The organism is Streptomyces sp. E2N166, assembly GCF_003671715.1.
Classification (GTDB): Bacteria; Actinomycetota; Actinomycetes; order Streptomycetales; family Streptomycetaceae; genus Streptomyces; species Streptomyces thinghirensis.
On sequence record NZ_RAIF01000032.1, the window covers coordinates 742,410 to 766,814 of the forward strand.

A 24,405-nucleotide genomic window follows, 5' to 3' on the forward strand; every position below is an offset into this window, starting at 1 on the left:
CGTCTGGGCCTTCGACGCACCCTCCACCCCGCCCGCCACCAGCCCCCAGCAAGCCACCACCTCCCACGCCCACGCCCCCGCCCCTGCCTCCGCCCCGCGAGCCGACGCCGTGGCCGTGGTCGGCCTCTCCTGCCGCTTCCCCGACGCCGACTCCGCCGACGCCTACTGGGAGCTGCTGCGGGACGGCCGCAGCGCGCTGCGGCCCCTCCCGGACTCCCGCTTCGGCCGCTCCCTCGGCTACCATGCCGGGCTGCTGCCGGAGGTGCTGCGGTTCGCGCCCGAGCGGTTCCTGCTGTCCGAGGCGGACGTCAGGGCGATGGACCCACAGGCGCTGCTCCTCCTGGAGGAGGTCGACCGGGCTGTGCACCACGCCGGCTACCACCCGGCGGACCTCAAGGGCCGCAGGGTCGGCGTGTACGTCGGCGGCCGGGCCACCCACACCCCCGACCCGGCGGCCCTGGACCTGGCCAAGAACCCGGTCGTGGTCACCGGCCAGAACTACCTCGCGGCCAACATCTCCCAGTTCTTCGACTTCCGGGGACCGAGCCTGGTGGTGGACACCGCCTGCTCCTCGGCCCTGGTGGCGATGGACATGGCCGTCCAGGCACTGCGCGCGGGTACCGTCGAGTCGGCCGTCGTCGCCGGTGTGAGCCTGCTGGCGGACGACCGGGCGCACCGGGTGTTCGGGCAGCGCGGGCTGCTCAACCCCGGCCCGGAGTTCCACGCGTTCGACGGCCGGGCGGCCGGCCTGGTGCTCGGTGAAGGCGTCGGCGTCGTCGTCCTCAAGCCGCTGGCCCGGGCCCAGACGGACGGCGACCGGGTGCTCGCCGTGCTGGAGGGCATCGCGATCAACAACGACGGCCGCACCGCCGGACCCGCCACCCCCAACCTGATGGCGCAGAAGGACGTGATGGCCGAGGCACTGGCGCTGAGCGGCCGCGCGCCACGGGACGTCGGCTGGGTGGAGACCAACGCCTCCGGCTCGACCGTCACCGACCTGCTCGAACTGAAGGCGATCGAGGGTGTCTACGGCGCCGGGCAGGACCGGGCCACGCGGCTCGCGCTCGGATCGGTGAAGCCGAACATCGGTCATCCGCTGGCCGCGGAGGGCATCGCAGCCTTCATCAAGGTCGCCCTGATGCTGCACCACCGGCAGCAGGTCCCGTTCCGTTCCGGACAGCAGCCCCTGCCGCACTTCGACATGGACGCCTCCGCGATGTACTTCCCGAGAGAGCCGCGCCCGTGGACCGCGGACGCGGACCGGGCCGCGCTCAACTGCTTCGCCGACGGAGGCACCAACGCGCACCTGCTGCTCGCCCCGGCCCCGGCGGACCACCGCGCCGCCCGGACACCGCTGCCGCAGCCCCCGTCCGAGCGCACGGTCGTCATCCGGGGCACCGCCTTCGAGGCGCCCGACGCACCGGCCCGGCCGGCGGCGGCCGACCTGTTCTGGGACACGTACCGGTGACCGCGGCCAACGGAACGCCCCCGGTGACCGGGACGCCCACGGGGCGCCTGCCCGTGGTCTTCATGTTCTCCGGGCAGGGCTCGCAGTACTACCGCATGGGCCAGGAACTCCACGAGTCCGACGAGGTGTTCCGCACGGCCCTGCGGCGGTACGACGCCGTCGCCGCCGGGCTGCTGGGCGAGTCGGTCCTGGCCCGGATCTTCGACCCGGACCGGCGCAAGAACGAGCCCTTCCTCGACACACGGCTCACCCACCCGGCGATCGTCATGATCGAACTCGCCCTGGCCGAGACCCTGCGCGCCAAGGGTGTCGAACCGGATCACCTGCTCGGCTCCAGCCTCGGTGAGTACACGGCCGCGGTCGTCTCCGGCAGTATCGACGCCGAGACGTGCCTGCGGCTGCTCGTCCGGCAGGCGGAGGGCCTGCACGCGGGCCCGCGCGGCGGGATGCTCGCGGTCATCACCCGCCCGGACGGCCGCGACCGGCTCCCCGCGCTGCCCGGCTGCGAGGTCGCCGCCCGCAACTACCCCGGTCACATCGTGGTCGCGGGCGCCGACGCGGACCTGGACCGGGCCGAGGCCGCCCTGCGCGCCGCCGACGTGCTGCACCAGCGGGTGCCGGTCGAGTACGCCTACCACTCCAGCCTGATGGACGGCGCCCTCGCCGAGTGCCGGGCCGCCTTCGACGGGGTGGCCTTCGCCCCGCCGCGCATCCCCTGGGTGTCGTGCGTGGACGGACGGCTCGTCGAGCGGCCGGATGCCGAGCACTTCTGGCGGGTCGCCCGCCGACCCATCGAGTTCGAGCGGGCCATGGCCGCGATGCGGGCCCGCGGCGACTTCCTCTACCTCGACCTGGGCCCCTCGGGCACCCTGCACAACTTCGTCCGCGGCAACCTCCCGCCGGGCAGCCGCTCCCGTTCGCTGCCGCTGCTCAGCCCGTTCGGCCACGACCCACGCTCCCTGGAGCAGGCCCGGACGCTCGCGGCACCGGCCTCGCCCCCCTCCACCCCCGCGATCACACACCCACAGACGACTCGTCCGACTCGTCTGTCTCATCCGACTCATCCGACTCATCCGCTTCCGGCGACAGCGAAGACGGCAAGGAAGGCACACCGCATGAAGGTCTACGGTTTCCCAGGTCAGGGGTCCCAGCAGCGGGGGATGGGCAAGGAGCTGTTCGCCAGGTACCCGCGGGAGACCGGGATCGCCGACCGCGTGCTCGGCTACTCGATCGAGGAACTCTGCGTCCACGACCCGGAGCGCCGCCTGGGCCGCACCGAGTACACACAGCCGGCTCTCTACGTCGTCAGCGTCCTGACCCACCTCGACCGGCTCGCCGAGGACGCCGAGCCGGCCGACTACCTGATCGGCCACAGCCTCGGCGAGTACGCCGCCCTGTTCGCCGCCGGCGTCTTCGACTTCGAGACCGGGCTGCGGCTGGTGCAACGGCGCGGCGCCCTGATGGCGGAGGCCGGCGGTGGCGGGATGGCCGCGGTGGTCGGCTGCGACGAGGCGACCGTGCTGCGGGTCCTCGCCGACTCCGGCATCGAGGAGCTGGACCTGGCCAACTACAACGCGCCCGACCAGTTCGTGCTGTCCGGTCCCGACGAGCGCGTCGACGCCGCCCGCGCCGCCTTCGAGTCGGCCGGTGTGCGAGCCGTCCGGCTCAACGTCAGCGCACCCTTCCACTCACGCCACATGCGCGACACGGCCGCGGACTTCGCCCGCTTCCTGGACGGCTTCACCCTGCGCGACCCGGCCGTCCCGGTGCTGGCCAACGTGGACGCGCGGCCGTACGCCCCCGGCGCCGTGAAGGCGACCCTGACCGCGCAGATCGCCTCCCCGGTCCGCTGGACCGACACGGTGCGCCGGCTGATGGGCCACGGCGACTTCGAGTTCGTGGAACTGGGCCCGGGCCGGGTCCTGACCAATCTGGTCGCCAAGATCAGGAAGAACGCGGAGCCGCTGCCCGCGCCAGGAGTGGCGGAACGGCCCGTCGAGCCACCGCCCGCCGGCCGGCTGCCGTCCCCCGCGAGGCCCGTCTCCTTCGCCGCCCCGACGGCCGACACTCTCGGAGCCGCTACCTTCCGCGAGCGGTACGGCCTGCGGCGCGCGTACCTGCTGGGCGCCCTGTACGGCGGGATCTCCGGCCGCGAGATGCTGGGCGCGGCGGCCAAGGCCGGGCTGCTCGGCTTTCTGGGGACCGGCGGCCTGCCCCTCGACGAGGTGGACGGACGGCTGCGCGACCTGGCCGGGGAACTGGGCCTGGGCGGCTCCTTCGGCGTCAACCTGCTGTACCGGCACGGAGCCCCCGAGGAGGAGTCCGCGCTGGTGGATCTGCTCCTGCGGCACGGTGTCGACCTGGTCGAGGCGTCCGGCTTCCCGCTGATCACCCCGGCGCTGGTCCGCTTCCGTCTCAAGGGCGGCCGGATCATCGCCAAGGTGTCCCGCACGGACGTGGCCGCCGAGTTCCTGGCTCCGCCGCCGGAGCGGCTGGTCGCCCGGCTGCTGGAGGCGGGCGAGGTCACCGCGGAGGAGGCCCGCGCGGCGGCCGGCCGGCCGATGGCGGACGATCTGTGCGTGGAGGCCGACGGCGGCTGGCTGAGCGGCACGGCTGATCTCCTCACCCTGCTGCCCGCGGTGCTGCGGCTGCGCGACACGACCGCGACGGGAGGCCACCGGGTGCACGTGGGGTGCGCGGGCGGCATCGGCACGCCCGAGGCCGCCGGGGCCGCGTTCCTGCTCGGCGCCGACTTCGTCCTGACCGGCTCGGTCAACCAGTGCTCCGTGGAGGCCGCCACCAGTGCGGAGGTGAAGGACATCCTCCAGGAGGCCCGCGAGTACGACGTGGACACCGCGCCCTGGGCCGAGCTGTTCGACCTCGGCGTCCAGGCCCGTTACCTCAAGCGTGGCCTGTTCTTCCCGGCCCGGGCGTCCCGGCTGCACGAGCTGTGGCGCCGGCACGGCTCGCTCGCCGAGCTGGACGACGAGACCAGGAGCCAGGTTCTCGACCGGTACCTGGGCGGCGAGGCTCCCGCGCCCGCGGCGGCGGGCAGCACCCCCGAGCAGCAGCTGGCGGCCGTGTTCCGCGGCTACTTCACCCGCGGATTCCGCCTCGCCGTGAGCGGTGACCAGCGTTCCCGGGTGGACTACCTGGTGCACTGCGGTCCCGCGATGGGCGCCTTCAACCAGGTGGTCGCGGACACCGAGCTGCACCCGTGGCGCTCCCGCACGGTGGAGGCGATCGCCGACACCCTGATGGACGGCGCCGCTGTCCACCTCGCCGCGCGCCTGCGCGACTTCGGCTGAACGAGGCGCGGCGAACCGGGCCCGGCCCGAGGCGCGCGGCACGGGTGACCGTCGGCGCCGGGGACCCGGAGCGGCGTCAGGACAGCAGCGTGTGAAGGTACTTGACCGTCGCCGGGTCGGCCGGGAGCAGCGTCTCGATGGCCAGCTCGGCGACGGTCACGTCCATCGGCGTGTTGAAGGTGGAGATGGACGAGATGAAGGACAGCGTCCGGCCCTCGTGCTCGATCTGCATCGGCAGCGCGAAGTACGGCACCGGCTCCGCCGGCTCCTCACCCGGCGCGACGTCCGGCACCGGATACGCCGCCACCTCCTCGTACAGCGCCCGCAGCGGCTCCGAGCGGTGCAGGGCGATCTGCCGCTCCATCTGCTCCAGCAGGTGCCCGCGCCACTCGCGAAGATTGCGGATGCGTGGCGCCAGGCCCTCCGGGTGCAGGGTCAGCCGCATCGCGTTCAGCGGCGGCTCGAGCAGATGCTCCGGCACGCCGTCCATCAGCATCAGGATGCCCCGGTTGGCGGCGAGCACCTGGTACGTCGCGTCCACGACCAGCGCCGGATACGGCTCGTAACCCCGGATCAGCCGCTCCATGCCCTCGCGCAGGGCGTCCAGCGCCGGGTCGTCCAACGGCGTCTCCGGATAGTGCGGGGCGTAACCGGCCGCGAGCAGCAGCGCGTTGCGCTCCCGCACGGGTACGTCCAGGTGCTCGGCGAGCCGCAGCACCATCTCCTCGCTCGGCCGGGAGCGGCCCGTCTCGATGAAGCTGACGTGCCGGGCGGAGGAGTCGGCGCGCAGCGCCAGCTCCAGCTGGCTGACCCGCCGCCGCTCCCGCCAGGCCCGCAGCAGCGGACCCACGCCCTGGGCGGCGGGGGCGGTGCCGGACATGAGTGCGGTCATACTCCGAACGGTAGCCGACGGCCGTCCGCGCCGGGGCCGGTCGGCGCTGCTGACCAGGGCCCCGACGGCCGCGTTGTGGCAGGCTGAAGAGGCAACCGCCGCCGAGGACAGGAGCGCAGCCCATGCCCGTCGAACCGCTGTCGCGGAAGGAGATCGAGGAGCGGCTGGCCGAGCTGCCGGGCTGGTCCCTCGAAGACGGCCGCCTCACCCGTTCCTACCGGCTCGCCTCGCACTTCGCGGCGACCGCCATGGTCGTCCACGTCGCCCAGGTGCAGGAGGAACTCGACCACCACTCCGACCTGGCCCTCGGCTACAACACGGTCTCCCTGGCGGTGCACACCCACAGCGCGGGCGGCGCCGTCACCGAGAAGGACGTCGAGCTCGCCCGCAGGGTGGAGGACCTGGCCGCCGGCCATGGGGCACACTGACGGACGTGCTCGACTACGACAAGGAAGCGGAACGGTACGACGCCTCCCGCGGTGGCGAGCCCCGCGCCGCGGCCGCCGCGCAGGCCGTACTGAGCCTCGTACCGCGGCAGGCGCGCAGCCTGCTCGACGTCGCCTGCGGCACCGGCATCGTCACCCGGCGCCTCGCCGCCGGCCGGGAGGGCATGCGCGTGACCGGTGCCGACCTCGCCCCCGCCATGGCCCGCTACGCCGCCGCCCGGCTGCCCGGGGCCGTCTTGCTGGCCGACAGCCGCCGACTGCCCTTCCGGGACGGGGAGTTCGACGCGGTCTGCAGCGTGTGGCTGCTGCACCTCGCCGGCGGTGACGAGAACGTGCGGGCGATCGTCGGCGAGTGCGCACGCGTCCTGCGACCCGGCGGGGTGTACGTGACCACGGTCGACAAGGGCGCCTCGCACAACGTGGGCAGCGACATCGACGCCGTGCTCGCCTCCCGCCCGCCGAGCACCGCCCACGACGCCGCCGGTCTCGTCGAGTCGTACGCCCGCGCGCACGGCCTGGCGCCGGCGGGTCAGGCCGTCTTCACCGGCCACGGCCAGGGCCGCAGCCCTCGCCGCACGATCGCCGACCTGCGGCGCGGCTGGTTCGTCACGCTACCGCCGGGTGACCCGCGCGCCGAGCCCTTCGCCACCCGGCTCGCGTCCCTCCCCGACCAGGACCGGCCGCGCCCCGACCCGGTGTTCAAGCTGAGGGCGTTCAGCAAGCCGTGAAAAGGCGGCCACGGGGCGGCAACCTCCGTGCCACCGGGGGCGACTGAGAGACGGAGATTCCCCCCCGCCCTCTCAGGAGGCACCCCACATGAAGCTCCCGCACACCCACCGCAGACACCGCGTCGTCCTGCCCGCCCTCGCCGCCGCGGCGGTTCTGACCGGCACCGGCCTGACGGCCCTCACCCCCGGCACCGCCGAAGCCGCCACCGCCCGGCAGGTCGAGGCCCTCGACCGGGGCGTCGTCAGCGTCCACACCGGCGACGGCAACCTGGTCAGCTGGCGCTGGCTGGGCACCGACCCGGACAACGTCTCGTTCAACGTGTACCGGGCCGGCACGAAGGTCAACTCCACGCCGGTCACCGGCTCCACCACCTTCTTCCACTCAGGCGCCCCCTCCCACGCCGACTACACCGTCCGCGCGGTCGTGGGCGGCACCGAGCAGGGCGACTCGGTCCACGCCATCCAGTTCCGGGCCGGCTACAAGGACGTGCCGATCTCCGCGCCCGCCGGCGGCACCACCCCCGACGGCGTCTCCTACACCTACGAGGCCAACGACGCCTCCGTCGGTGACCTCGACGGCGACGGCGCGCTGGACATCGTCCTCAAGTGGCAGCCGACCAACGCCAGGGACAACTCCCAGTCCGGTTACACGGGCAACACGGTCGTCGACGGCGTCAAGCTCGACGGCACCCGGCTGTGGCGCGTCGACCTGGGCCGCAACATCCGCTCCGGCGCCCACTACACGCAGTTCCAGGTGTACGACTACGACGGCGACGGCAAGGCCGAGGTCGCCATGAAGACCGCCGACGGCACGCGGGACGGCACCGGCGCGGTCATCGGCAGCTCCTCGGCGGACCACCGCAACTCGTCCGGCTACATCCTGTCCGGCCCCGAGTACCTCACCATGTTCGACGGACAGACCGGCAGGGCGATGGGCACCGTCGACTACGTCCCCGCCCGGGGCAACGTCTCCTCCTGGGGCGACTCCTACGGCAACCGCGTCGACCGCTTCCTGGCGGGCACGGCGTACCTGGACGGCTCCCGCCCCTCCCTGATCATGGCGCGCGGCTACTACACGCGCTCGGTGATCGCCGCCTGGGACTGGCGTGACGGACGGTTCACCCGCCGCTGGACCTTCGACACCAACTCCTCCACCAACGCCGGCAAGGGCTACGACGGTCAGGGCAACCACCAGCTGTCCGTCGCCGACGTCGACGGCGACGGCAGGGACGAGATCGTCTACGGCGCGATGGCCGTCGACGACAACGGCCACGGCCTGTGGACCACGAGGAACGGCCACGGAGACGCCATGCACGTCGGCGATCTCGACCCGTCCCGGGCGGGCCTGGAGGAGTTCAAGGTCGACGAGGACAGCTCGAAGCCGTCGTCGTGGATGGCGGACGCGCGCACGGGCCAGATCATCTGGTCCACCGGCGCCGGCGGTGACAACGGGCGTGGCGTCTCCGCCGACATCTGGGCCGGCAGCGCGGGCGCCGAGTCCTGGTCGTCGGCCGAGAGCGGCATCCGCGACCCGAAGGGCACGGTCGTGAACAGCCGCAAGCCCGCCGGCGCCAACTTCCTGTCCTGGTGGGACGGCGACCCCGTCCGCGAACTCCTCGACGGCACCCGCGTCGACAAGTACGGCACCTCCGGCGACACCCGTCTCCTCACCGGCTCGGGCGTCGCCTCCAACAACGGCACCAAGGCCACACCGGTCCTCGCCGGCGACATCCTCGGCGACTGGCGCGAAGAGGTCGTCTGGCGCACGAGCGACAACAGAGCCCTGCGCGTCTACTCCACCCCGCACGGCACGGACCGGAGGATCACGACCCTTCTCCACGACACCCAGTACCGCACGGCCCTGGCCTGGCAGAACACGGCCTACAACCAGCCCCCGCACCCGAGCTTCTTCATCGGCGGCGGGATGCCGACGGCGCCCCGGCCGACGGTGTACACGCCGTGAGGCTCTGACCTGCTGAAACGCCGCTGCCTGCGGCAGGGTGACGGCGACTGCGAGCAGTACGGTCGCGGTCGCCGCATCAACTCGCCGCCTTCCGCGCGCGCTGCCGCGGCGCGGTGGGCCGGCCGGTCAGACTTCGTGGACGTGGCCGCCGCTGTCGGTGAGGGTGCCGTCCTGCTGCTCGTAGTGGGAGAGGGCGAGGCCGAGACCGAAGAAGGTGGGTGCCCATTCGCCGACGAAGAGACCCCATCGGTCGGCGCGGTCGACGTTGACGCCGGGCTCGACCTTCAGACTGGTGGCCCAGGCGGCGACGGTGAGGCCGATGGAGGCGAAGGCGGCGAGGTAGGCGTGCTCGCTCTTGACGCCCATGTCGTGCATCTTCTTGATGATCATTGGGTGGCTCCGTTCCTGTGGGGATCGGGGACGGAGTTCCACGTCCGATTCACATCATTCACACCCTTTGCGAAGATTTGTTCTGACTGGCGCCTTTTCGGGGGTCTTTCCCCCCCGGATCGAAGCGTCGGGTCGATCAGCGAGTCGTGGAGCCCCGGAGTGATGTCCCGGCGGTCGTCCTGACCGGCCGGCGCGTACGACCAGCCCCCGCGTCCTGGCTTCCTCATCGTCGGCGGTATGCCGACGACGCCCCGGCCGACGGTGTGGACGCCCTGAAACCCCCGCGGCCCTTCAGGCGGCCTCGTCCACCGGCGGGGGCTTCCCGCCGGCGACCACCGTCCTGACCCGTCTCCGCGTCAGCCGCGTCCGGGAGGCGATCACCTCGACCGGAACGCCCCGCCGGTACGCGGCGCGCAGAGCGGCGTCCCGCCAGTGCTGGAGTCTCCGCTTCGCGGCCTGGCCCGTCACCGTCCTATGCAGCAGCACCGCCAGTACGAGCGACAGCCGCCCTGTCACGCCCTCCCACGTTCGCGTCACGCGCCGCCCCCCGTCCTCGCCACCACTCCCACTGACACAACGGTCGAAGAAGTGCAGCGGGGCCACAAGGGCGTGAAACGGGCGCACTGGTCACGAAGACGGGAGGACGCGCCGCCGGCCCGCGCCCTCCCGGAGGGTCATGCCTCGCAGACCTCGTCTCCCAGCTCGAAGGACGTCGGTGCCGCGTTCGTCCCCGACCAGCTGCCCGTGAAGCCGAAGCTCACCGACGCGCCCGGTGCCACGTCGGCGTTCCAGCCGGTGTTCCTCGCCGTCACCGTCGTGCCCGACTGGGTGTGCTCGGCGTTCCAGAGCTGATTCACGCGCTGGCCGTCGGTGAAGGGCCACGTGAGGGCCCAGCCGTTCCAGGGCGAGGTGCCGGTGTTGGTGAGCCGGACGTCCGCCTGGAAGCCCTCCGACCACTGGTTTGTGATCGTGTACGTCACCGCGCAGGCGCCCGTGGGCGTCGGGTCGGGCCCCGGCCCCGGGTCGGTGCCGCCGTCGCCGCCGGCCGTGTCGCCGTAGACGACCCCTCGACCGTTCGTCGCCACGTACACCCGCCCGTACACCCGCGGGTCGCCGGTGATGGCCGCACCCGTCCAGCCCCACTGGTGGGCGTCGTCGTTGACGCGGGTCCAGGTGGCGCCCTGGTCGGTGGAGCGGTAGATGCCGCGGACGCCGGCGATCTTCGCGCTGGTGAAGAGGGTCTGGTAGGTCGCGTCCGGTGCCGCCTTGCCGAAGCCGATGGTGTCCGCCGCCTCGACGTTCGGGGACTTGGTGAAGCTCGCGCCGCCGTCCGTCGAGTGCCACAGGCCGTACGGGCCGTCCGCCGCCCCGCCGGCCAGCCAGATGTCGCCCTCCCCGCCCGGCAGTGCCTTGAAGCGGACGCTGTCACCGGCGGGCAGGCCGGTCGCCGCCGACGCGGTGAAGGTGGCGCCGCCGTCCGTGCTGACGTAGAAGGTGCCGGACTTGAAGCCGTAGAAGGTCTCCGGGTCGACCCGGTCGGACTCTACGACCGCCCCGGCCGGGATGCCGGTCGACGCCTGCCAGGACGTGCCGAAGCCATTCGTGAAGTGGACGCCGGTGCCCTGCGGACTCCACACGAAACGACTGCCGTCCGCGCCCGCCGCCACGGTGCCGCCTCCGCTCACTCCCGAAGGGTCGGTACCGCCGAACCAGTTCGCGCCGTTGTCCGTGGAGAACGCGATGTGCGGGCCGGAGTCGAGGTTGCCGGCCCGGACGACCGTGTCCGGTTTCGTCTCCGCGAAGTCCAGGCTCGTGGTGGAGGTGAAGTTCGGGGAGGTGTACATCATCGACGGCACCTCGGTCAGGCTCGTGTGCCGGAAGCCGCCGATGTCACCCAGTGCGCTGAGCAGCGGGGCGCCGGCAGGGGGAGAGATCAGGTCGTTCACCGCGGTCTCCTCCAGGCCTCGCACCATGGGTTCGATGGCGAACTTCGCACCTTCGTCCCAGTTCGTGAGGTTCTCCGTGCCGTAGATCGTCGCGCCCGTCCCGTACATCATCCGGTCCGAGTCGAACGGGTCGATCTCCAGCGCCTCCGTCATCCAGCCGAGCTTGGGCGTCTGCTCGGGCGGGGACGGGCTCGCGCCCCAGGTCAGCCACGGGGACGACGAGACGTCCATGGTGTAGCGGTTCTCGCGGGTGGGGTACGACGTGTAGCTCCACGCCTGGGTCCAGCTGCCGCCGCTGTTGGTGGAGCGGAAGATCTGCGTGTCCGGCCACCAGGAGCTGTACGCGGTCGCCATCACCGTGCCGGGGTTCTGCCGGTCGACGGTCAGGCCGCTGAAACCGAAGTAGGTGTCCGCCTCCGCGACCGGGCTGACGTCCGTCCAGGTGCCGGTCGCCGTCGCGTACCGGTACAACCGGCCCTTGCCGCCGTCGTACGGGCCGCCCGTGTCGCTGTACGCGAGGTAGAGGTAGCCGTTCTCCGCGTCCAGCACGCCTTTGTGCGCCAGGTAGCCGGTGGGCTGTCCGGCGATCCGCTGCCAGGTCGCGCCCGCGTCGGTCGAGCGGTAGACGGCGTTCTCCTTGTCGGCGACCCCGACGTAGACCGTCTTGGTGGCCGCGCCCGCGGTGCCCGTCGACTCGTCGAAGGTCACCCAGACGACGCCCTGGTTGTCGGAGGCGTAGCCGCTGGAGTCGCTCGGATCCTGCGCGTGGTTCCCGGGGTTCGGGAAGGCCGTCACCTCGGCCCAGGTGGCGCCCGCGTCGGCCGACCGCCACAGGCCGTTCCCGCTGGGCGCGCCCAGGTACAGCACGTCGTTGTCGTGCGGGTCGACCGCGAGGCGCTCGCCCATCCCGCGGCCCGGCATGTTGCCGCCCAGCTTGAAGGGCAGGTCCGCCTTCTTCCAGGTCGCGCCCCGGTCGGTGGAGCGCAGGACAGCGCCGTTGCCCGGGTCCCAGTCGTTGGTGTACGTGCCGACCGCCGCGTACACCCGGTCGGGGTCGACGGAGTCGGACGCCACGCTGACCACGCCCGTGTGGCCCCAGTCGTCCCAGCCGACGTGGTCGAGCAGGGGCGTCCAGGTTTTCGTCCCCTCCTCCCAGCGGTAGGCGCCGCCGATGTCGGTACGGGCGTAGGCCAGGTCCTTCTCGGTGCGGTTGAAGACGATGCCGGGGACGAAGCCGCCGCCGTCGATGCGCGCGTTCTTCCAGGCGTAGGTGTCGGCGGTCACGGCCGCCGCCTCGGGTGACCCGGCGGCCAGGGCGGCGGGCGGGCCGCCCGTCAGGAGGCCGGCCGCCAGGGCCAGCAGGGTGGTCAGGATCCTGGTTCTTCGCACGGTGGGGAACCGTCCTTCCGTCAGGAACAGAACACATGCGAGCACCGGGCGGCCCTCGGCGTGGACGAGGGCCGCCCGGCAGGTTTGGTCCCGTCGTCCGGTGACAGGACCGGGCACACGGAGCCGTCAAGCGCTCTGAAGGGGCGCGGGGAACTGCGCGACCAGCCACGCATGGCCCGCAGCGGAAAGACCCGCCCACCCCGCGGAGCGCTTCGCGGGGGCTATTCGAGTAGCTCCGCGTACGAGCCCATGGCGAGGGCTATGTCCGCCTGGGCCCAGAACCGGTGGTACGTGAACGTGGGCGCGGCACCGCCCGCCAGGTAGCTCTCGATCTTCGACCAGGCCGGGTCGTCCTGGTAGAAGGAGCGGATCGAGGAGAAGGTCGACGACGCGTCGATCGTGTCGCCGTTCGGCATGGTGCCGCTCCAGCCGCTCGGGACGTGGACGGGGTCGTCGAAGCGGTTGTAGTCGGCGCGGGTCTCCGGGACGGCGATGCCGAGCGCGTCCTGGTTGTTCTCCCACATGCCGTCGAGTAGCGCCTTGGCGGTCGCGGCCGCCTCCGAGTCGCCCGAGCGGTCGGCGTAGTACGTCAGGGTCTTGGCGTACGCCGCCGCCACACCGACGTCGTTGGTGTAGTCCGAGACGGTGACGTGCAGTTCGCTGTTGTCACCCGGGGAGGAGGCGTTCCAGGTGTCCGGCTGACCCGACCACTGCATCGTCGACGGGATGCGGAAGGTGCCGTCCGGGTTGACCGTCGTCTCCGACAGCGCCCAGTCGACCCACTTGTCCAGGACCTCCTTCGCGTCGGCGTCACCGCTCTGCTGGTAGTACTCGGCGACCCGCTCCATGGACCACGCCTGGAAGCCGAACCACTGGTTGGACGGCGGGTCGTGGTACACCGGCTTCTCGTCGTAGTACATGCCGTAGAAGGTCGGCGTACCGGCCGGCGGGGTCGCGTACCGGCCCGCCCAGCTGTTGGTCGCGCCGCCCGCGATGGCACCCTCGTCGGACTGCAGCCAGCGGTAGAACTCCACCTGCCGGTCGAGGGACTTGGCCCAGTCCGAGACGCCGGTGGCCGACTTGGGCTTCAGGTCGTCGTAGGTGCTCAGCGCGTACGCGGCCAGCGGGTTCTGGTAGCCGCCGTGGGTGTGGCTGGAGCCGATGCGCCAGGCCCAGCCCGCCGAGGTGTCCACGGCACCGCCCCAGGCGTAGTACCAGGACAGCAGGTAGTGCGAGGAGTCCTTGCCGGTACCGGCCGGGCAGCTCGTCGGACCCACGCAGTCGCCGACCTTCTTGAAGTACTTGTCGAACATGGCGTAGCGCAGGTAGTCGCCCATCTTGGCGGCCTTGTCGAGGGTGCCGGCGATCTCGTCGCCCTTGCCCTGCTCCTCGGCCCAGATGTCGGCCCAGTACGCGGCCTGCACGGCCCGTGCGTCGGCGTCCGGGGCGTTGGTGAACTTCCACTGCTTGGCGTAGGACGCGTCACCGGTGAACAGGTCCAGGTAGCCGTTCGGACCGCCGTACTTGAAGGCGTCGCAGGTCGGCTGCGGCACCGTCTCCCACACCGACTCCTGCGCGCCGCGCTGGAAGGTGTTGATGTAGGAGGGGCCGGTGTCCGTGGGGCCGGCCTCGCACTTGCCGGGCGAGTTGCCGTAGCCGTAGGTGTTGTCGACGTCCTGGAGCCAGTGCATGCCGTAGACGTCGTCCGTGCCGTACGCCGACTTCAGCTCGGCGGCGATCGGGTCGGGGCCGACGGAGACCGCGCCGTCCAGGGGCGCCGGGTACTCTTCCGGCGTGTCCAGCTCGGGCGCGTACGTCGCCGGCTTCGAGGCGTTGTACGCCGAGTTGGTCGGCTGGTCGGCGTGCGTGGGGATCATGTACGTCTCCATGATCTCCCAGGCGTTGTTGAACCGGGTCCAGTCGCCGGTCACCTTGCCGTACATGGCCTGGAGCCACAGCAGGTAGCTGTACGCCTCGGACGTGGTCTCGTGCCCGTGGTCCGGCGCCTCGACGATCAGTGTCTCGACCGAGTGGTACGGGATGCCCTCGGGCGAGAAGTAGCCGTTCGCCGGGTCGGTGATCTTCCCGTACAGCTCCAGGAAGCGGGCGTCGTAGTCCTTCGCCGCGGCCAGCTGGGTCACGTTGACCGTGGCCTTGCCGTGGCCGGGGGCCGTCGACTCGAAGACCGCCGAGCCGGTGCCGGAGGCGTCGGCCGCGATGGTCACCTTCTGGGCGGTGTTCCAGTTCGACGGGGTGAAGGTGAGATTCGCACCGCCGGAGACGATGAGGCCGGTGTTGCCGCTCGCGCGGGCCGTCGTCACCGCGACGTCAGCGGTCGGCTGCTTGGAGAGCTTGACCTCGTACGTCCCCGACTCGCCCTGCTGGACGCCCAGTTGTGCGGGCGTGGCCACCACGGTCGGTCCCGAGGCGACCGTGATGCCGACCGGCGTCGAGTCCGCGGAGGCGCCCATGCTGTCGTACGCCTTGGCCACCAGTGAATGACTGCCCACGGTCAAGCCAGCGGCGGAGTACGCGTAGGGCGAGCTGGTGTCGGTGGCCAGCAGCCTGGTGTCGTCGTAGAACTCCACCTTGCTGATGGTGGCGCCGTCGGCCGCGGCCGCCGTGGCCGCCAGTGGGACCGCCTCGCCCTGCGAGTACACCGCGCCCGGCTCCGGGCTGGTCAGCACGGTGATCGGCGGCTGGTGCGCGCCGGCGCATGCGGTGCCGTTGACCGCGAAGCTCGTCGGCGCGGTGTTGGTGCCGCTGTAGGTGAACTGTCCGCCGGTGGAGACGGCGGCCCCGGCGGCGATCCGTGCGTTGTACGAGGCGTTCTGCACGGTGACGGTCCGGCCCGACTGGGACCAGGTGCCGTTCCAGCCGTTGGCCAGCTTCTGGTCGCCCGCGTAGTCGTACGTCAGCGTCCAGCCGTCGATGGCGTCGCTGCCGCGGTTGGTGAGCGTCAGCTCCGCGGTGAAGCCGGAGCCCCAGTCGTTGGTCCGGTAGTCCACGCTGCACTGAAGTGCCGCTGCCTGGGCGGGTGTGGAGCCCGTACCCAGCATCGTGAGGGGTAACGCGAGGGCCGCCAGTGCGGCCGTCCACAGCCGCCGCGCGGTGCGGGGGCTGCGTCTGTGTCCGGGGTGCATGGTGCTGGTTCCTCCTTGCGGCTCGGGGAGGGAGGGGGAGGAGCAACAAGCCTTGAACCAGTGGGAGCGCTCCCATAGTGATGAGGGGGCCCGGAGCGGTCAAGATGTGTGGCGAGTCGAAAAGATTCGACAGGTGCCGTTGAGAGAAAGTCAGTTACTCCCCTGTTCTTTGCCGTCACTTGGCGCTACCTTCGCTGGCATCAGTGGGAGCGGTTCCATCAGTCGGCGCGTACGTCACGGCGCGCCCGAACTGCAAGGAGTCCGCTCATGCGACACCCCCCGCTCAACCTTCCGCGTTCAGGACTTTTAGCCGCAGTCGCGGCCCGTTCCACGCGTCATCGGCCGGCGTGCCGGCTCGCACATCCCCCGGGCGGTTCCACCATGCCCGCGGGCCGTTCCTGACCTCCGAACGCGACGGCACCCCCATGCCGTCCGGCAGCGGGCCGCGCCCGGCATGCGCGCGGCCCCGGACGACAGCACCCGCACCCCCACGAAAGAAGGAACCCGCACTCATGACCCATAGCAGAACCGCGATGCTCGCCGCCCTGGCGCTGGTCGCCGGGGCATCCGGCACGGCCTTCGCCGCCCAGTCCGCGAACACCGGCGCGGCGGCCGTCCCCTGCACCGTCGACTACGAGGTACAGAACGACTGGGGCAGCGGCTTCACCGCCGCCGTGACCGTCACCAACAACGGCGCCGCCACCTCCGGCTGGTCGCTGGGGTGGACGTACGCCGGCAGTCAGAAGGTCACCAACAGCTGGAACGCGAAGGTCAGTCAGAGTGGTGCCGCCGTCACCGCGGCCAACGAGTCCTACAACGGGACCCTGTCCACGGGCGGTTCGGCCAGCTTCGGCTTCCAGGGCACCTACAGCGGCAGCAACGCGATCCCGGCCACCTTCACCCTCAACGGCGTGACCTGCAACGTCGACGACGGCGGTTCGACCGACCCGGACCCGGACCCGACCGACCCGGACCCGGACCCGACCGACCCCGGTGACCCCTCCGACCGGGTGGACAACCCTTACGACGGGGCCAAGGTCTACGTGAACCCCGAGTGGTCCGAGAAGGCCGCCGCCGAGCCCGGCGGCGACCGCGTCGCCGACCAGCCCACCGGCGTCTGGCTCGACCGGATCGCCGCCATCGAGGGCGTGAACGGCGGCATGGGGCTGCGCGACCACCTCGACGAGGCCCTGACGCAGAAGGGCTCCGGCGAACTCGCCGTCCAGCTCGTCATCTACAACCTGCCCGGCCGTGACTGCGCGGCCCTCGCCTCCAACGGCGAGCTGGGCCCGACGGAGATAGACAAGTACAAGACCGAGTACATCGACCCGATCGCCGCGATTCTCGCCGACCCGAAGTACGCGGACCTCCGGATCGTCACCACGGTGGAGATCGACTCCCTGCCCAACCTGGTCACCAACGTCAGCGGGCGGCCGACCGCCACGCCGAACTGCGACGTGATGAAGGCCAACGGCAACTACCAGAAGGGCGTCGGCTACGCCCTGAACAAGCTCGGCGACATCGGCAACGTCTACAACTACGTCGACGCCGGCCACCATGGCTGGCTCGGCTGGGACAGCAACTTCGGCCCCTCCGCCGACATGTTCAAGACCGCCGCCACCACCGAGGGCGCGACCGTCGGCGACGTGCACGGCTTCATCGTCAACACCGCCAACTACAGCGCCCTGAAGGAGGAGAACTTCAAGATCACGGACTCCGTGAACGGGGCCCCCGTGCGCCAGTCCGACTGGATCGACTGGAACCAGTACACCGACGAGCTGTCCTACGCCCAGGCCATGCGCGACAAGCTGGTCTCGCTCGGGTTCGACCAGAACCTCGGCATGCTGATCGACACCTCCCGCAACGGCTGGGGCGGCGCCGACCGGCCCACCGGACCGGGCGCGACGACCGACGTGAACACCTACGTGGACGGTGGGCGCTACGACCGCCGCATCCACCTCGGCAACTGGTGCAACCAGTCCGGCGCCGGCCTCGGTGAGCGCCCGCAGGCCTCTCCCGCCGCCGGGATCGACGCGTACGTCTGGATGAAGCCCCCGGGCGAGTCCGACGGCGCGAGCGAGGAGATCCCGAACGACGAGGGCAAGGGCTTCGACCGGATGTGCGACCCCACGTACGAGGGCAACGCACGCAACGGCAACAGCCCGTCGGGCGCCCTGGGCGACGCCCCGGTGTCCGGGCACTGGTTCTCCGCGCAGTTCCAGGAGCTGATGAAGAACGCCTACCCGCCGCTGTCCTGAGCGGGCTCCGGCGTAGGTGACGCCGTCGGGGCCCGGCCTTCGGGCCGGGCCCCGGTGGTGCTCCGGACTTTTGCGATTACGGCAACAGAACTTGCCCCGACGCGGTGAGTCGTCGCACGCTGGCGGCATCGCGAACGGGAGGCTGACCATCATGGCGCACGACCACCACCACCAGCACGAGCACGACCGACCCGGACCCGGGCACGACCACGCCGACGTCGACTGGGCCGACATGGCCCCACTGCTGGAGGCGCAGGCGGAGCTGTACACGCCGCTGTACCGGCAGGCCATGGCGTGGCTGGCGCGTGAGGTGCACGAACCCGGTCTGGTCGTCGACGTCGGCAGCGGCCCCGGCGTCGTCTCCTGCCTGTTCGCCGACACCTTCCCCGACGCACGCGTCGTCGCCGCCGACGGCGCCGGACCACTGCTGGACCGGGCCCGCGACCGTGCCGACCGGCTCGGCGTCGGCGACCGCTTCGGCACCCTCACCGGTGACCTGCCCGGCGTACTGGGCGAGCTGGACTACCCGGCCGACCTGATGTGGGCCAGTCAGAGCCTGCACCACCTCGGCGACCAGCGCGCGGCCCTCGCCGCGCTCGCCGGGCACCTCGCGCCCGGCGGCACGCTGGCGATCCTGGAGGGCGGACTGCCCGCCCGGTTCCTGCCCCGCGACATCGGCATCGGGCGCCCGGGGCTGCAGGCCAGGCTGCACGCCGTGGAGGAGGACTCGTTCACCGAGATGCGCGCGAGCCTGTCCGGCACCGTGGCCGAGACCGAGGACTGGCCCGCGATGCTGACCTCGGCGGGCCTCAAGCACACCGGCACCCGCAGCTTCCTGCTGGACCTGCCCGCGCCGCTCACGGACGAGGCCCGCGCGTACGTCACCGCCTCCCTGTCCCGGCTGCGCGACCGGGTGGGGGACGGCCTCGACGCCGTCGACCGGGCCACGCTCGACCGGCTGCTCGACCCAGGGGACGAGGCGAGCGCGCACCGGCGCCAGGACGCGTTCGTACTGGTGGCGCACACGGTCTACACGGCCCAGCGGCCTTCCTGAGCCGTCCTGTGCCGGTCGTACGTCCGCTGGGGCAACCCAACTGAGACCCGCGAAGGGGCCCGGTCGCACCGACCGGGCCCCTTCGCGCGAGACGACGTCTCATTCCCCGTTGAACTCGGCGGGGTCGAAGCCGAGGCGCCGGTCCTCGTTCAGCGCGCTGATCGCCGCGAGGTCCTCGGTGTCCAGGGTGAAGCCGAACACGTCGATGTTCTCCTTGATCCGGGACGGTGTCACGGACTTCGGGATCACCACGTTGCCGGTCTGGAGGTGCCAGCGCAGCACGACCTGGGCCGGGGTGCGGTCGTGCTTCCGGGCGATCGCGATGATCGCCGGGATCTCCAGGATGCCCTTGCCGGAGCCGAGCGGGGACCAGGCCTCGGTGGCGATGCCCTGCTCCGCGTGGTACTCGCGGGCGGCGTGCTGCTGGAGGTGCGGGTGCAGCTCGATCTGGTTGACGGCCGGGATGACCGACGTCTCGCCGATCAGCCGCTCCAGGTGCTCGGGGTAGAAGTTGGAGACGCCGATGGCGCGGATCCGGCCGTCGGCGTGCAGCTTCTCGAACGCCTTGTACGTGTCGACGTACCGCTCCTTGGCCGGCATGGGCCAGTGGATCAGGTACAGGTCGACGTACTCCAGGCCCAGCTTCGCCAGCGACGTGTCGAAGGCGCGGAGGGTGGAGTCGTACCCCTGGTCCTTGTTCCAGAGCTTGGTGGTGACGAAGAGGTCCTCGCGGGCGATGCCGGAGGCGGCGATCGCCCTGCCGGTGCCCTCTTCATTGCCGTAGATCGCCGCTGTGTCGATGCTGCGGTACCCGGCCTCCAGCGCCTGGGCGACGGCCGTTTGGGCCTCGTCGTCCGGCACCTGCCAGACGCCGAAGCCCAGCTGGGGCATCTCGACGCCGTTGTTCAGGATGATCGGGGGGACCTTGCTGCTCACGAGCTCTTGATCCTTCGGTTGTGGTCAGGTGGTACTCATATCGTCAACGATCACGGCCGCCGACGCATTCCTGACCGGCGAAGTCACGCCGTGTACAGCGCCTCGACCTCGCTGTCGTAGGCCTTCTCGATGGCCTTGCGCTTCAGTTTCAGCGAGGGCGTCAGCAGTCCGTGCTCCTCGGTGAACGGCTGGGCGAGGATGCGGAACGTGCGGATCGACTCGGCCTGGGACACCAGCGTGTTGGCGGCGACGACCGCACGCCGCACCTCCGTCTCCAGGTCCGCGTCGTGCACCAGCTCGGCCGCAGGCATCTGTGACTTGTTGCGCATCGTCAGCCAGTGCTCGACCGCCTCCTGGTCGAGGGTGATGAGCGCGGCGACGTAGGGCCGGTCGTTGCCGACGACGATGCACTGGTTGACCAGCGGATGGTCCCGGACGCGCTCCTCCAGCAGACCGGGAGAGACACTCTTGCCGCCGGAGGTCACCAGGATCTCCTTCTTGCGGCCGGTGATGGTGAGGTACCCGTCCTCGTCCAGGGCACCCAGGTCACCGGTGGCCAGCCAGCCGTCCCGGAGGGTCTCGTCGGTGGACTTGGGGTTGTTCAGGTAGCCCTGGAAGACGTTGTCGCCGTTCAGCCAGATCTCGCCGTCGTCCGCGATGTGCACGGTGACGCCCGGGACGGGCACCCCGACGGTGCCGAAGCGGGTGCGTTCGGGCGGGTTGGCGGTGGCGGCGGCCGTGGACTCGGTCAGGCCGTAGCCCTCGTAGATCTGCACGCCCGCGCCCGCGAAGAACAGGCCGAGCCGCCGGTCCATCGCCGAGCCGCCCGACATGGCGTTGCGGATGCGCCCGCCCATCGCGGCCCGCACCTTGGCGTAGACGAGCTTGTCGAAGAGCTGGTGCTGCACGCGCAGCCCGGCCGACGGGCCGGGGCCGATGCCCCAGGCCCTCGCCTCCACCGCCTCCGCGTACTTCACGGCCACGTCGACGGCCTTCTCGAAGGGACTGGCCTTCCCCTCCTTCTCGGCCTTGCGCCGGGCCGCGTTGAACACCTTCTCGAAGATGTACGGCACGGCCAGGATGAAGGTCGGTCTGAAGGCCGCCAGGTCGGGCAGCAGGACGGCGGCGTTCAGCTGCGGCTGGTGGCCGAAGCGGACCCGGCCCCGGATCGCCGCGACCTGCACCATCCGGCCGAAGACGTGGGCGAGCGGCAGGAAGAGCAGGGTGGCCGCCTCGTCGCCCTTCTTGGAGTGGAACACCGGCTCCCAGCGCTCGATGACGGTGTCCGCCTCGTACATGAAGTTGCCGTGCGAGATGACGCAGCCCTTGGGGCGGCCGGTGGTGCCCGAGGTGTAGATGACGGTGGCGGGCGTGTCGGGCGTGACCGCCTGCCGGTGCCGGTGCACCACCTCGTCGTCCAGGTGGGCGCCCGCGTCGTACAGCTCCTGGACGGCGCCGGAGTCGAGCTGCCACAGGCCGCGCAGGTGGGGCAGCCGGTCGATGACGGTGGCGATCGTCATCGCGTGGTCCTCGTGCTCGACGACCGCGGCGGTCACCTCGGCGTCGTACAGCATCCACATGCACTGCTCGGCCGACGAGGTCGGGTAGACGGGCACCACCTGGGCACCGATCGTCCACAGGGCGAAGTCGAAGACGGTCCACTCGTAGCGGGTGCGGGACATGATGGCGACCCGGTCGCCGAAGCGGATGCCCTGGGCGAGCAGCCCCTTGGCGAGGGCCAGCACCTCGTCGCGGAACGCGCCGGCGGTCACGTCCCGCCACTGCCCGGCGTCGTCCTTGCGGCCGAGCGCGATGTGCCGCGGATCCTCCTGGGCATGCCGGAAGACGACATCGGCCAGACCGCCCACCGGTGGTGCCGATGTCGACGGAGGACTGGTGAACTCGCGCAAACCCCGCTCCCCGCTTCTGGTGACGCCCCCGCACAGCGCGGTGAAAGCTACCCCACCCGGTGCGGGGGCGGGAGGGGTGCCAAAATCGAACAGGGCTCATGTTCGCGCTGGTCAGCAAAAGAAAATGCGCTCACATGGGGAAGGGTCGGACACATTCCTGACCGTTGAGTAAGTTTCGGTGCCGTAATCTCCACGGAATCTGTACGACCCGCTTACCGTCGGTACGGTGGGCGGCCCCGACGGCTGTCCGGGTCATCCGAGGCCCGCGCTCCGAGGCGGGTGCAGCCGGTCGCCACCCGCCAGGATCGCCGACGCGAGGGCGTCGGCCGCGCCCCGCGCCGAGGGGTGGCGCCGACCGTGCACCAGCACGAAGTCGACACGGCCCAGTTCGGGCAGCCCGGCCCGCTCCGGCACCCGCACCAGGCCGGGCGGGACGAGCCCGCGCGAGTGCGCCATCACGCCGAGGCCCGCGCGGGCCGCCGCGATCAGGCCGTTGAGGCTGCCGCTGGTGCACGCGACGCGCCACTCGCGGCCCTGCCGCTGCAGGGCCTCCAGCGCGAGCGCGCGGGTGATGCCCGGCGGCGGATAGACGATGAGCGGCACCGGACGGTCCGGGTCGACGCGCAGCCGCTCCGCGCCGATCCACACCAGCCGGTCGCGCCAGACCGGCTCGCCCCGCGGGTCCCGCGGCAGCCGCTTGGCCAGCACCAGGTCGAGCTTCCCGGCGGCCAGCTGCTCGTGCAGCGTGCCCGACAGCTCCACCGTCAGCTCCAGGTCGACCTCGGGGTGGTCGTGCCGGAAGGCCTCCAGGATCTCCGGCAGCCGGGTCAGCACGAAGTCCTCGGACGCCCCGAAGCGCAGCCGCCCGCGCAGCCGGGTGCCGGTGAAGAAGGCCGTCGCCTGCTCGTGCACCTCCAGGATCCGGCGCGCGAACCCGAGCATCGCCTCCCCGTCCTCCGTCAGCTCCACGGAGTGCGTGTCACGGTTGAACAGCTGCCGGCCGGTGGCGTCCTCGAGCCGCCGCACGTGCTGGCTCACGGTCGACTGGCGCAGCCCGAGCCGCCGGGCGGCCTGTGTGAAGCTCAGCGTCTGGGCCACCGAAAGAAAGGTGCGCAGGTGGGAAGGGTCGTACACCCCTCCAGTCTATCGCCGGACGTGATGACAGTCAGAGCGGTATACCGGATTCCCGATCGCGCGGTGAGAGAGCAGGATGGAGCGGGGACCCGTGACCACGTCCCCGACCCCCGGACGACAGTGAACGAGCAAGTGGAGCACCGTGAATCGCCTGCGATGGCCGCGTTGGATGCCGATCGACCCGTACATCCTGCTGCTGCTCGGGACGGTGGGCCTCGCGGCGCTGCTGCCGGCCCGCGGCACGGGCGCGGATGTCGCCTCCGGTGCCTCCACCGCCGCGATCGCCTTCCTCTTCTTCCTCTACGGCGCCCGGCTCTCCACCCGTGAGGCGATGGACGGCCTGCGGCACTGGCGGCTCCACGTCACCGTGCTCGCCTGCACCTTCGTCCTCTTCCCGCTGCTCGGCCTCGCCTCCCGCGGACTCGTGCCGGTCTTCCTGACCGACCCCCTCTACCAGGGGCTGCTCTTCCTCACCCTGGTCCCGTCGACCATCCAGTCGTCGATCGCCTTCACCTCCATCGCCCGCGGCAACGTGCCCGCCGCGATCTGCGCGGGTTCCTTCTCCTCGCTGGTGGGCATCGTCGTCACGCCGCTGCTGGCCGCCGCCCTGCTGGGCAGCGGCGGGGGCGGGTTCTCCGCCGACTCGGTGGTCGAGATCGTGCTGCAACTGCTGGTGCCGTTCGTCGCGGGACAGGTGTTGCGCCGTTGGATCGGGGGCTTCGTCGCCCGGCACAAGAAGGTCCTCGGGCTCGTCGACCGCGGCTCGATCCTCCTCGTCGTCTACACGGCGTTCAGCGAGGGCATGGTCCAGGGCGTCTGGCGTCAGGTCAGCCCGGTCCGGCTGGCCGGGCTGCTGGCCGTGGAGGCCGTGCTGCTCGCCGTGATGCTGTTGCTGACCTGGTACGGGGCGAAGGCGCTGCGCTTCGGCCGGGAGGACCGGATCGCCATCCAGTTCGCCGGGTCGAAGAAGTCCCTGGCCGCCGGGCTGCCGATGGCGAGCGTCCTGTTCGGCGCCCAGGCCTCTCTGGCCGTGCTGCCGCTGATGCTCTTCCACCAGATGCAGTTGATGGTGTGCGCGGTCATCGCCAAGCGCCGGTCGCACGACCCGGAGGCGGTCGCCTCCGAGGAGTCCGCGGAGCCCGGGGGGCCCGAGCGGTCCGAGAAGCCCGGGGTCCCGGCGCGCCCCAGGGCCGGCACCGGGAACCACTGAGCCGGCGAGGGCCCCTCAGCCGCTCGCCGCCACGCTGTCCATGGGCAGGTGCAGCACGGTGTTCCCGATGGCCGACGGCGGGTTTCCGGCGGCGATCTCCTCGTCGGTCAGCGCCCGGTTCCAGACGTGCACCTCGTCGATCGCCCCGGTGAAGCGGGCCCGGCCGTCCACGCGCTCCCCGATGTGCACGCCGAACGGCGAGTTCCGGCTGACCGAGCCCGGCACGTCCG

The 24,405-nt window shown here is 71.5% G+C and carries 17 protein-coding genes; 8 read left to right on the plus strand and 9 right to left on the minus strand.

Translation table 11 applies throughout. The annotated features are described in order from the left end of the window. Positions 1-1,468, plus strand: a 1,468-nt coding sequence (locus EBH09_RS39405; RefSeq protein ID WP_238697484.1) for a polyketide synthase, incomplete at its 5' end; no start/stop codon positions are given. A gap of 23 nt (positions 1,469-1,491) precedes the next feature. After that, positions 1,492-4,776 (plus strand): ACP S-malonyltransferase, encoded by a 3,285-nt coding sequence (gene fabD, locus EBH09_RS30350; RefSeq protein WP_345940963.1) that lies wholly within the window; start codon positions 1,492-1,494, stop codon positions 4,774-4,776. 76 nt (positions 4,777-4,852) lie between these two features. Here the strand turns inward: fabD and EBH09_RS30355 are convergent, their stop codons facing one another. Then, positions 4,853-5,668 (minus strand): helix-turn-helix transcriptional regulator, encoded by an 816-nt coding sequence (locus EBH09_RS30355; protein ID WP_121750081.1) that lies wholly within the window; start codon positions 5,666-5,668, stop codon positions 4,853-4,855. Between the two features lie 122 nt (positions 5,669-5,790). On the opposite strand from EBH09_RS30355, the gene EBH09_RS30360 reads away from it, so the two are divergent. The 3 genes from EBH09_RS30360 to EBH09_RS30370 all read left to right on the plus strand — a co-directional run bounded on the left by EBH09_RS30360 (position 5,791) and on the right by EBH09_RS30370 (position 8,805). Next, complete coding sequence (locus tag EBH09_RS30360) at positions 5,791-6,096, plus strand: 4a-hydroxytetrahydrobiopterin dehydratase (protein ID WP_121750082.1); 306 nt, start codon at positions 5,791-5,793, stop codon at positions 6,094-6,096. A 5-nt stretch (positions 6,097-6,101) separates the two neighbouring features. After that, on the plus strand, positions 6,102-6,842 hold the full coding sequence (locus EBH09_RS30365) for a class I SAM-dependent methyltransferase (protein WP_121750083.1): 741 nt from the start codon (positions 6,102-6,104) through the stop codon (positions 6,840-6,842). A gap of 88 nt (positions 6,843-6,930) precedes the next feature. Next, on the plus strand, positions 6,931-8,805 hold the full coding sequence (locus EBH09_RS30370) for a rhamnogalacturonan lyase (RefSeq protein WP_121750084.1): 1,875 nt from the start codon (positions 6,931-6,933) through the stop codon (positions 8,803-8,805). A gap of 126 nt (positions 8,806-8,931) precedes the next feature. On the opposite strand, the gene EBH09_RS30375 is transcribed toward EBH09_RS30370, so the two are convergent. From EBH09_RS30375 to EBH09_RS30390, 4 genes are all read right to left on the minus strand, one after another. After that, positions 8,932-9,195 (minus strand): hypothetical protein, encoded by a 264-nt coding sequence (locus tag EBH09_RS30375; RefSeq protein WP_121750085.1) that lies wholly within the window; start codon positions 9,193-9,195, stop codon positions 8,932-8,934. A 291-nt stretch (positions 9,196-9,486) separates the two neighbouring features. Further along, positions 9,487-9,732: a hypothetical protein gene (locus EBH09_RS30380; protein ID WP_121750086.1), complete on the minus strand. Its 246-nt coding sequence runs from the start codon at positions 9,730-9,732 to the stop codon at positions 9,487-9,489. A gap of 137 nt (positions 9,733-9,869) precedes the next feature. After that, positions 9,870-12,530: a cellulose binding domain-containing protein gene (locus EBH09_RS30385; RefSeq protein WP_121750087.1), complete on the minus strand. Its 2,661-nt coding sequence runs from the start codon at positions 12,528-12,530 to the stop codon at positions 9,870-9,872. A 221-nt stretch (positions 12,531-12,751) separates the two neighbouring features. Beyond that, the gene (locus tag EBH09_RS30390; protein WP_121750088.1) at positions 12,752-15,673 is read right to left on the minus strand and encodes a glycoside hydrolase family 48 protein; all 2,922 of its coding nucleotides are present in this window, start codon (positions 15,671-15,673) and stop codon (positions 12,752-12,754) included. A gap of 512 nt (positions 15,674-16,185) precedes the next feature. On the opposite strand from EBH09_RS30390, the gene EBH09_RS30400 reads away from it, so the two are divergent. After that, the gene (locus EBH09_RS30400; protein ID WP_121750089.1) at positions 16,186-17,931 is read left to right on the plus strand and encodes a glycoside hydrolase family 6 protein; all 1,746 of its coding nucleotides are present in this window, start codon (positions 16,186-16,188) and stop codon (positions 17,929-17,931) included. 151 nt (positions 17,932-18,082) lie between these two features. Further along, entirely contained in the window at positions 18,083-18,985 is a 903-nt protein-coding gene (locus tag EBH09_RS30405; protein ID WP_121750090.1) for a class I SAM-dependent methyltransferase, read from the plus strand. A gap of 99 nt (positions 18,986-19,084) precedes the next feature. On the opposite strand, the gene EBH09_RS30410 is transcribed toward EBH09_RS30405, so the two are convergent. The 3 genes from EBH09_RS30410 to EBH09_RS30420 all read right to left on the minus strand — a co-directional run bounded on the left by EBH09_RS30410 (position 19,085) and on the right by EBH09_RS30420 (position 22,965). Beyond that, positions 19,085-19,921, minus strand: coding sequence for an aldo/keto reductase (locus tag EBH09_RS30410; protein WP_121750091.1), 837 nt, complete (start codon positions 19,919-19,921; stop codon positions 19,085-19,087). Positions 19,922-20,004: 83 nt separating this feature from the next. After that, positions 20,005-21,831 carry an AMP-dependent synthetase/ligase gene (locus EBH09_RS30415; RefSeq protein ID WP_121750092.1) on the minus strand — a complete coding sequence of 609 codons (1,827 nt, stop codon included), beginning with the start codon at positions 21,829-21,831 and terminating at the stop codon, positions 20,005-20,007. A 252-nt stretch (positions 21,832-22,083) separates the two neighbouring features. Next, positions 22,084-22,965, minus strand: a complete 882-nt coding sequence (locus EBH09_RS30420; protein WP_121750093.1) for a LysR substrate-binding domain-containing protein — start codon at positions 22,963-22,965, stop codon at positions 22,084-22,086. 169 nt (positions 22,966-23,134) lie between these two features. On the opposite strand from EBH09_RS30420, the gene EBH09_RS30425 reads away from it, so the two are divergent. Continuing rightward, positions 23,135-24,175 (plus strand): bile acid:sodium symporter family protein, encoded by a 1,041-nt coding sequence (locus tag EBH09_RS30425; RefSeq protein WP_193776617.1) that lies wholly within the window; start codon positions 23,135-23,137, stop codon positions 24,173-24,175. A 15-nt stretch (positions 24,176-24,190) separates the two neighbouring features. On the opposite strand, the gene EBH09_RS30430 is transcribed toward EBH09_RS30425, so the two are convergent. Then, positions 24,191-24,405 (minus strand): LamG-like jellyroll fold domain-containing protein (locus EBH09_RS30430; RefSeq protein ID WP_345940964.1); only part of this gene is annotated, 215 nt, incomplete at its 5' end.

Excerpts from the sequence above, each read along its gene's own strand:
- EBH09_RS30390 (WP_121750088.1), bottom strand. The coding sequence starts at position 15,673 with ATGCACCCCGGACACAGACGCAGCCCCCGCACCGCGCGGCGGCTGTGG.
- EBH09_RS30400 (WP_121750089.1), top strand. The coding sequence starts at position 16,186 with ATGACCCATAGCAGAACCGCGATGCTCGCCGCCCTGGCGCTGGTCGCC.
- EBH09_RS30360 (WP_121750082.1), top strand. The coding sequence starts at position 5,791 with ATGCCCGTCGAACCGCTGTCGCGGAAGGAGATCGAGGAGCGGCTGGCC.
- EBH09_RS30355 (WP_121750081.1), bottom strand. The coding sequence starts at position 5,668 with ATGACCGCACTCATGTCCGGCACCGCCCCCGCCGCCCAGGGCGTGGGT.
- EBH09_RS30405 (WP_121750090.1), top strand. The coding sequence starts at position 18,083 with ATGGCGCACGACCACCACCACCAGCACGAGCACGACCGACCCGGACCC.
- EBH09_RS30425 (WP_193776617.1), top strand. The coding sequence starts at position 23,135 with ATGCCGATCGACCCGTACATCCTGCTGCTGCTCGGGACGGTGGGCCTC.
- EBH09_RS30375 (WP_121750085.1), bottom strand. The coding sequence starts at position 9,195 with ATGATCATCAAGAAGATGCACGACATGGGCGTCAAGAGCGAGCACGCC.
- EBH09_RS30370 (WP_121750084.1), top strand. The coding sequence starts at position 6,931 with ATGAAGCTCCCGCACACCCACCGCAGACACCGCGTCGTCCTGCCCGCC.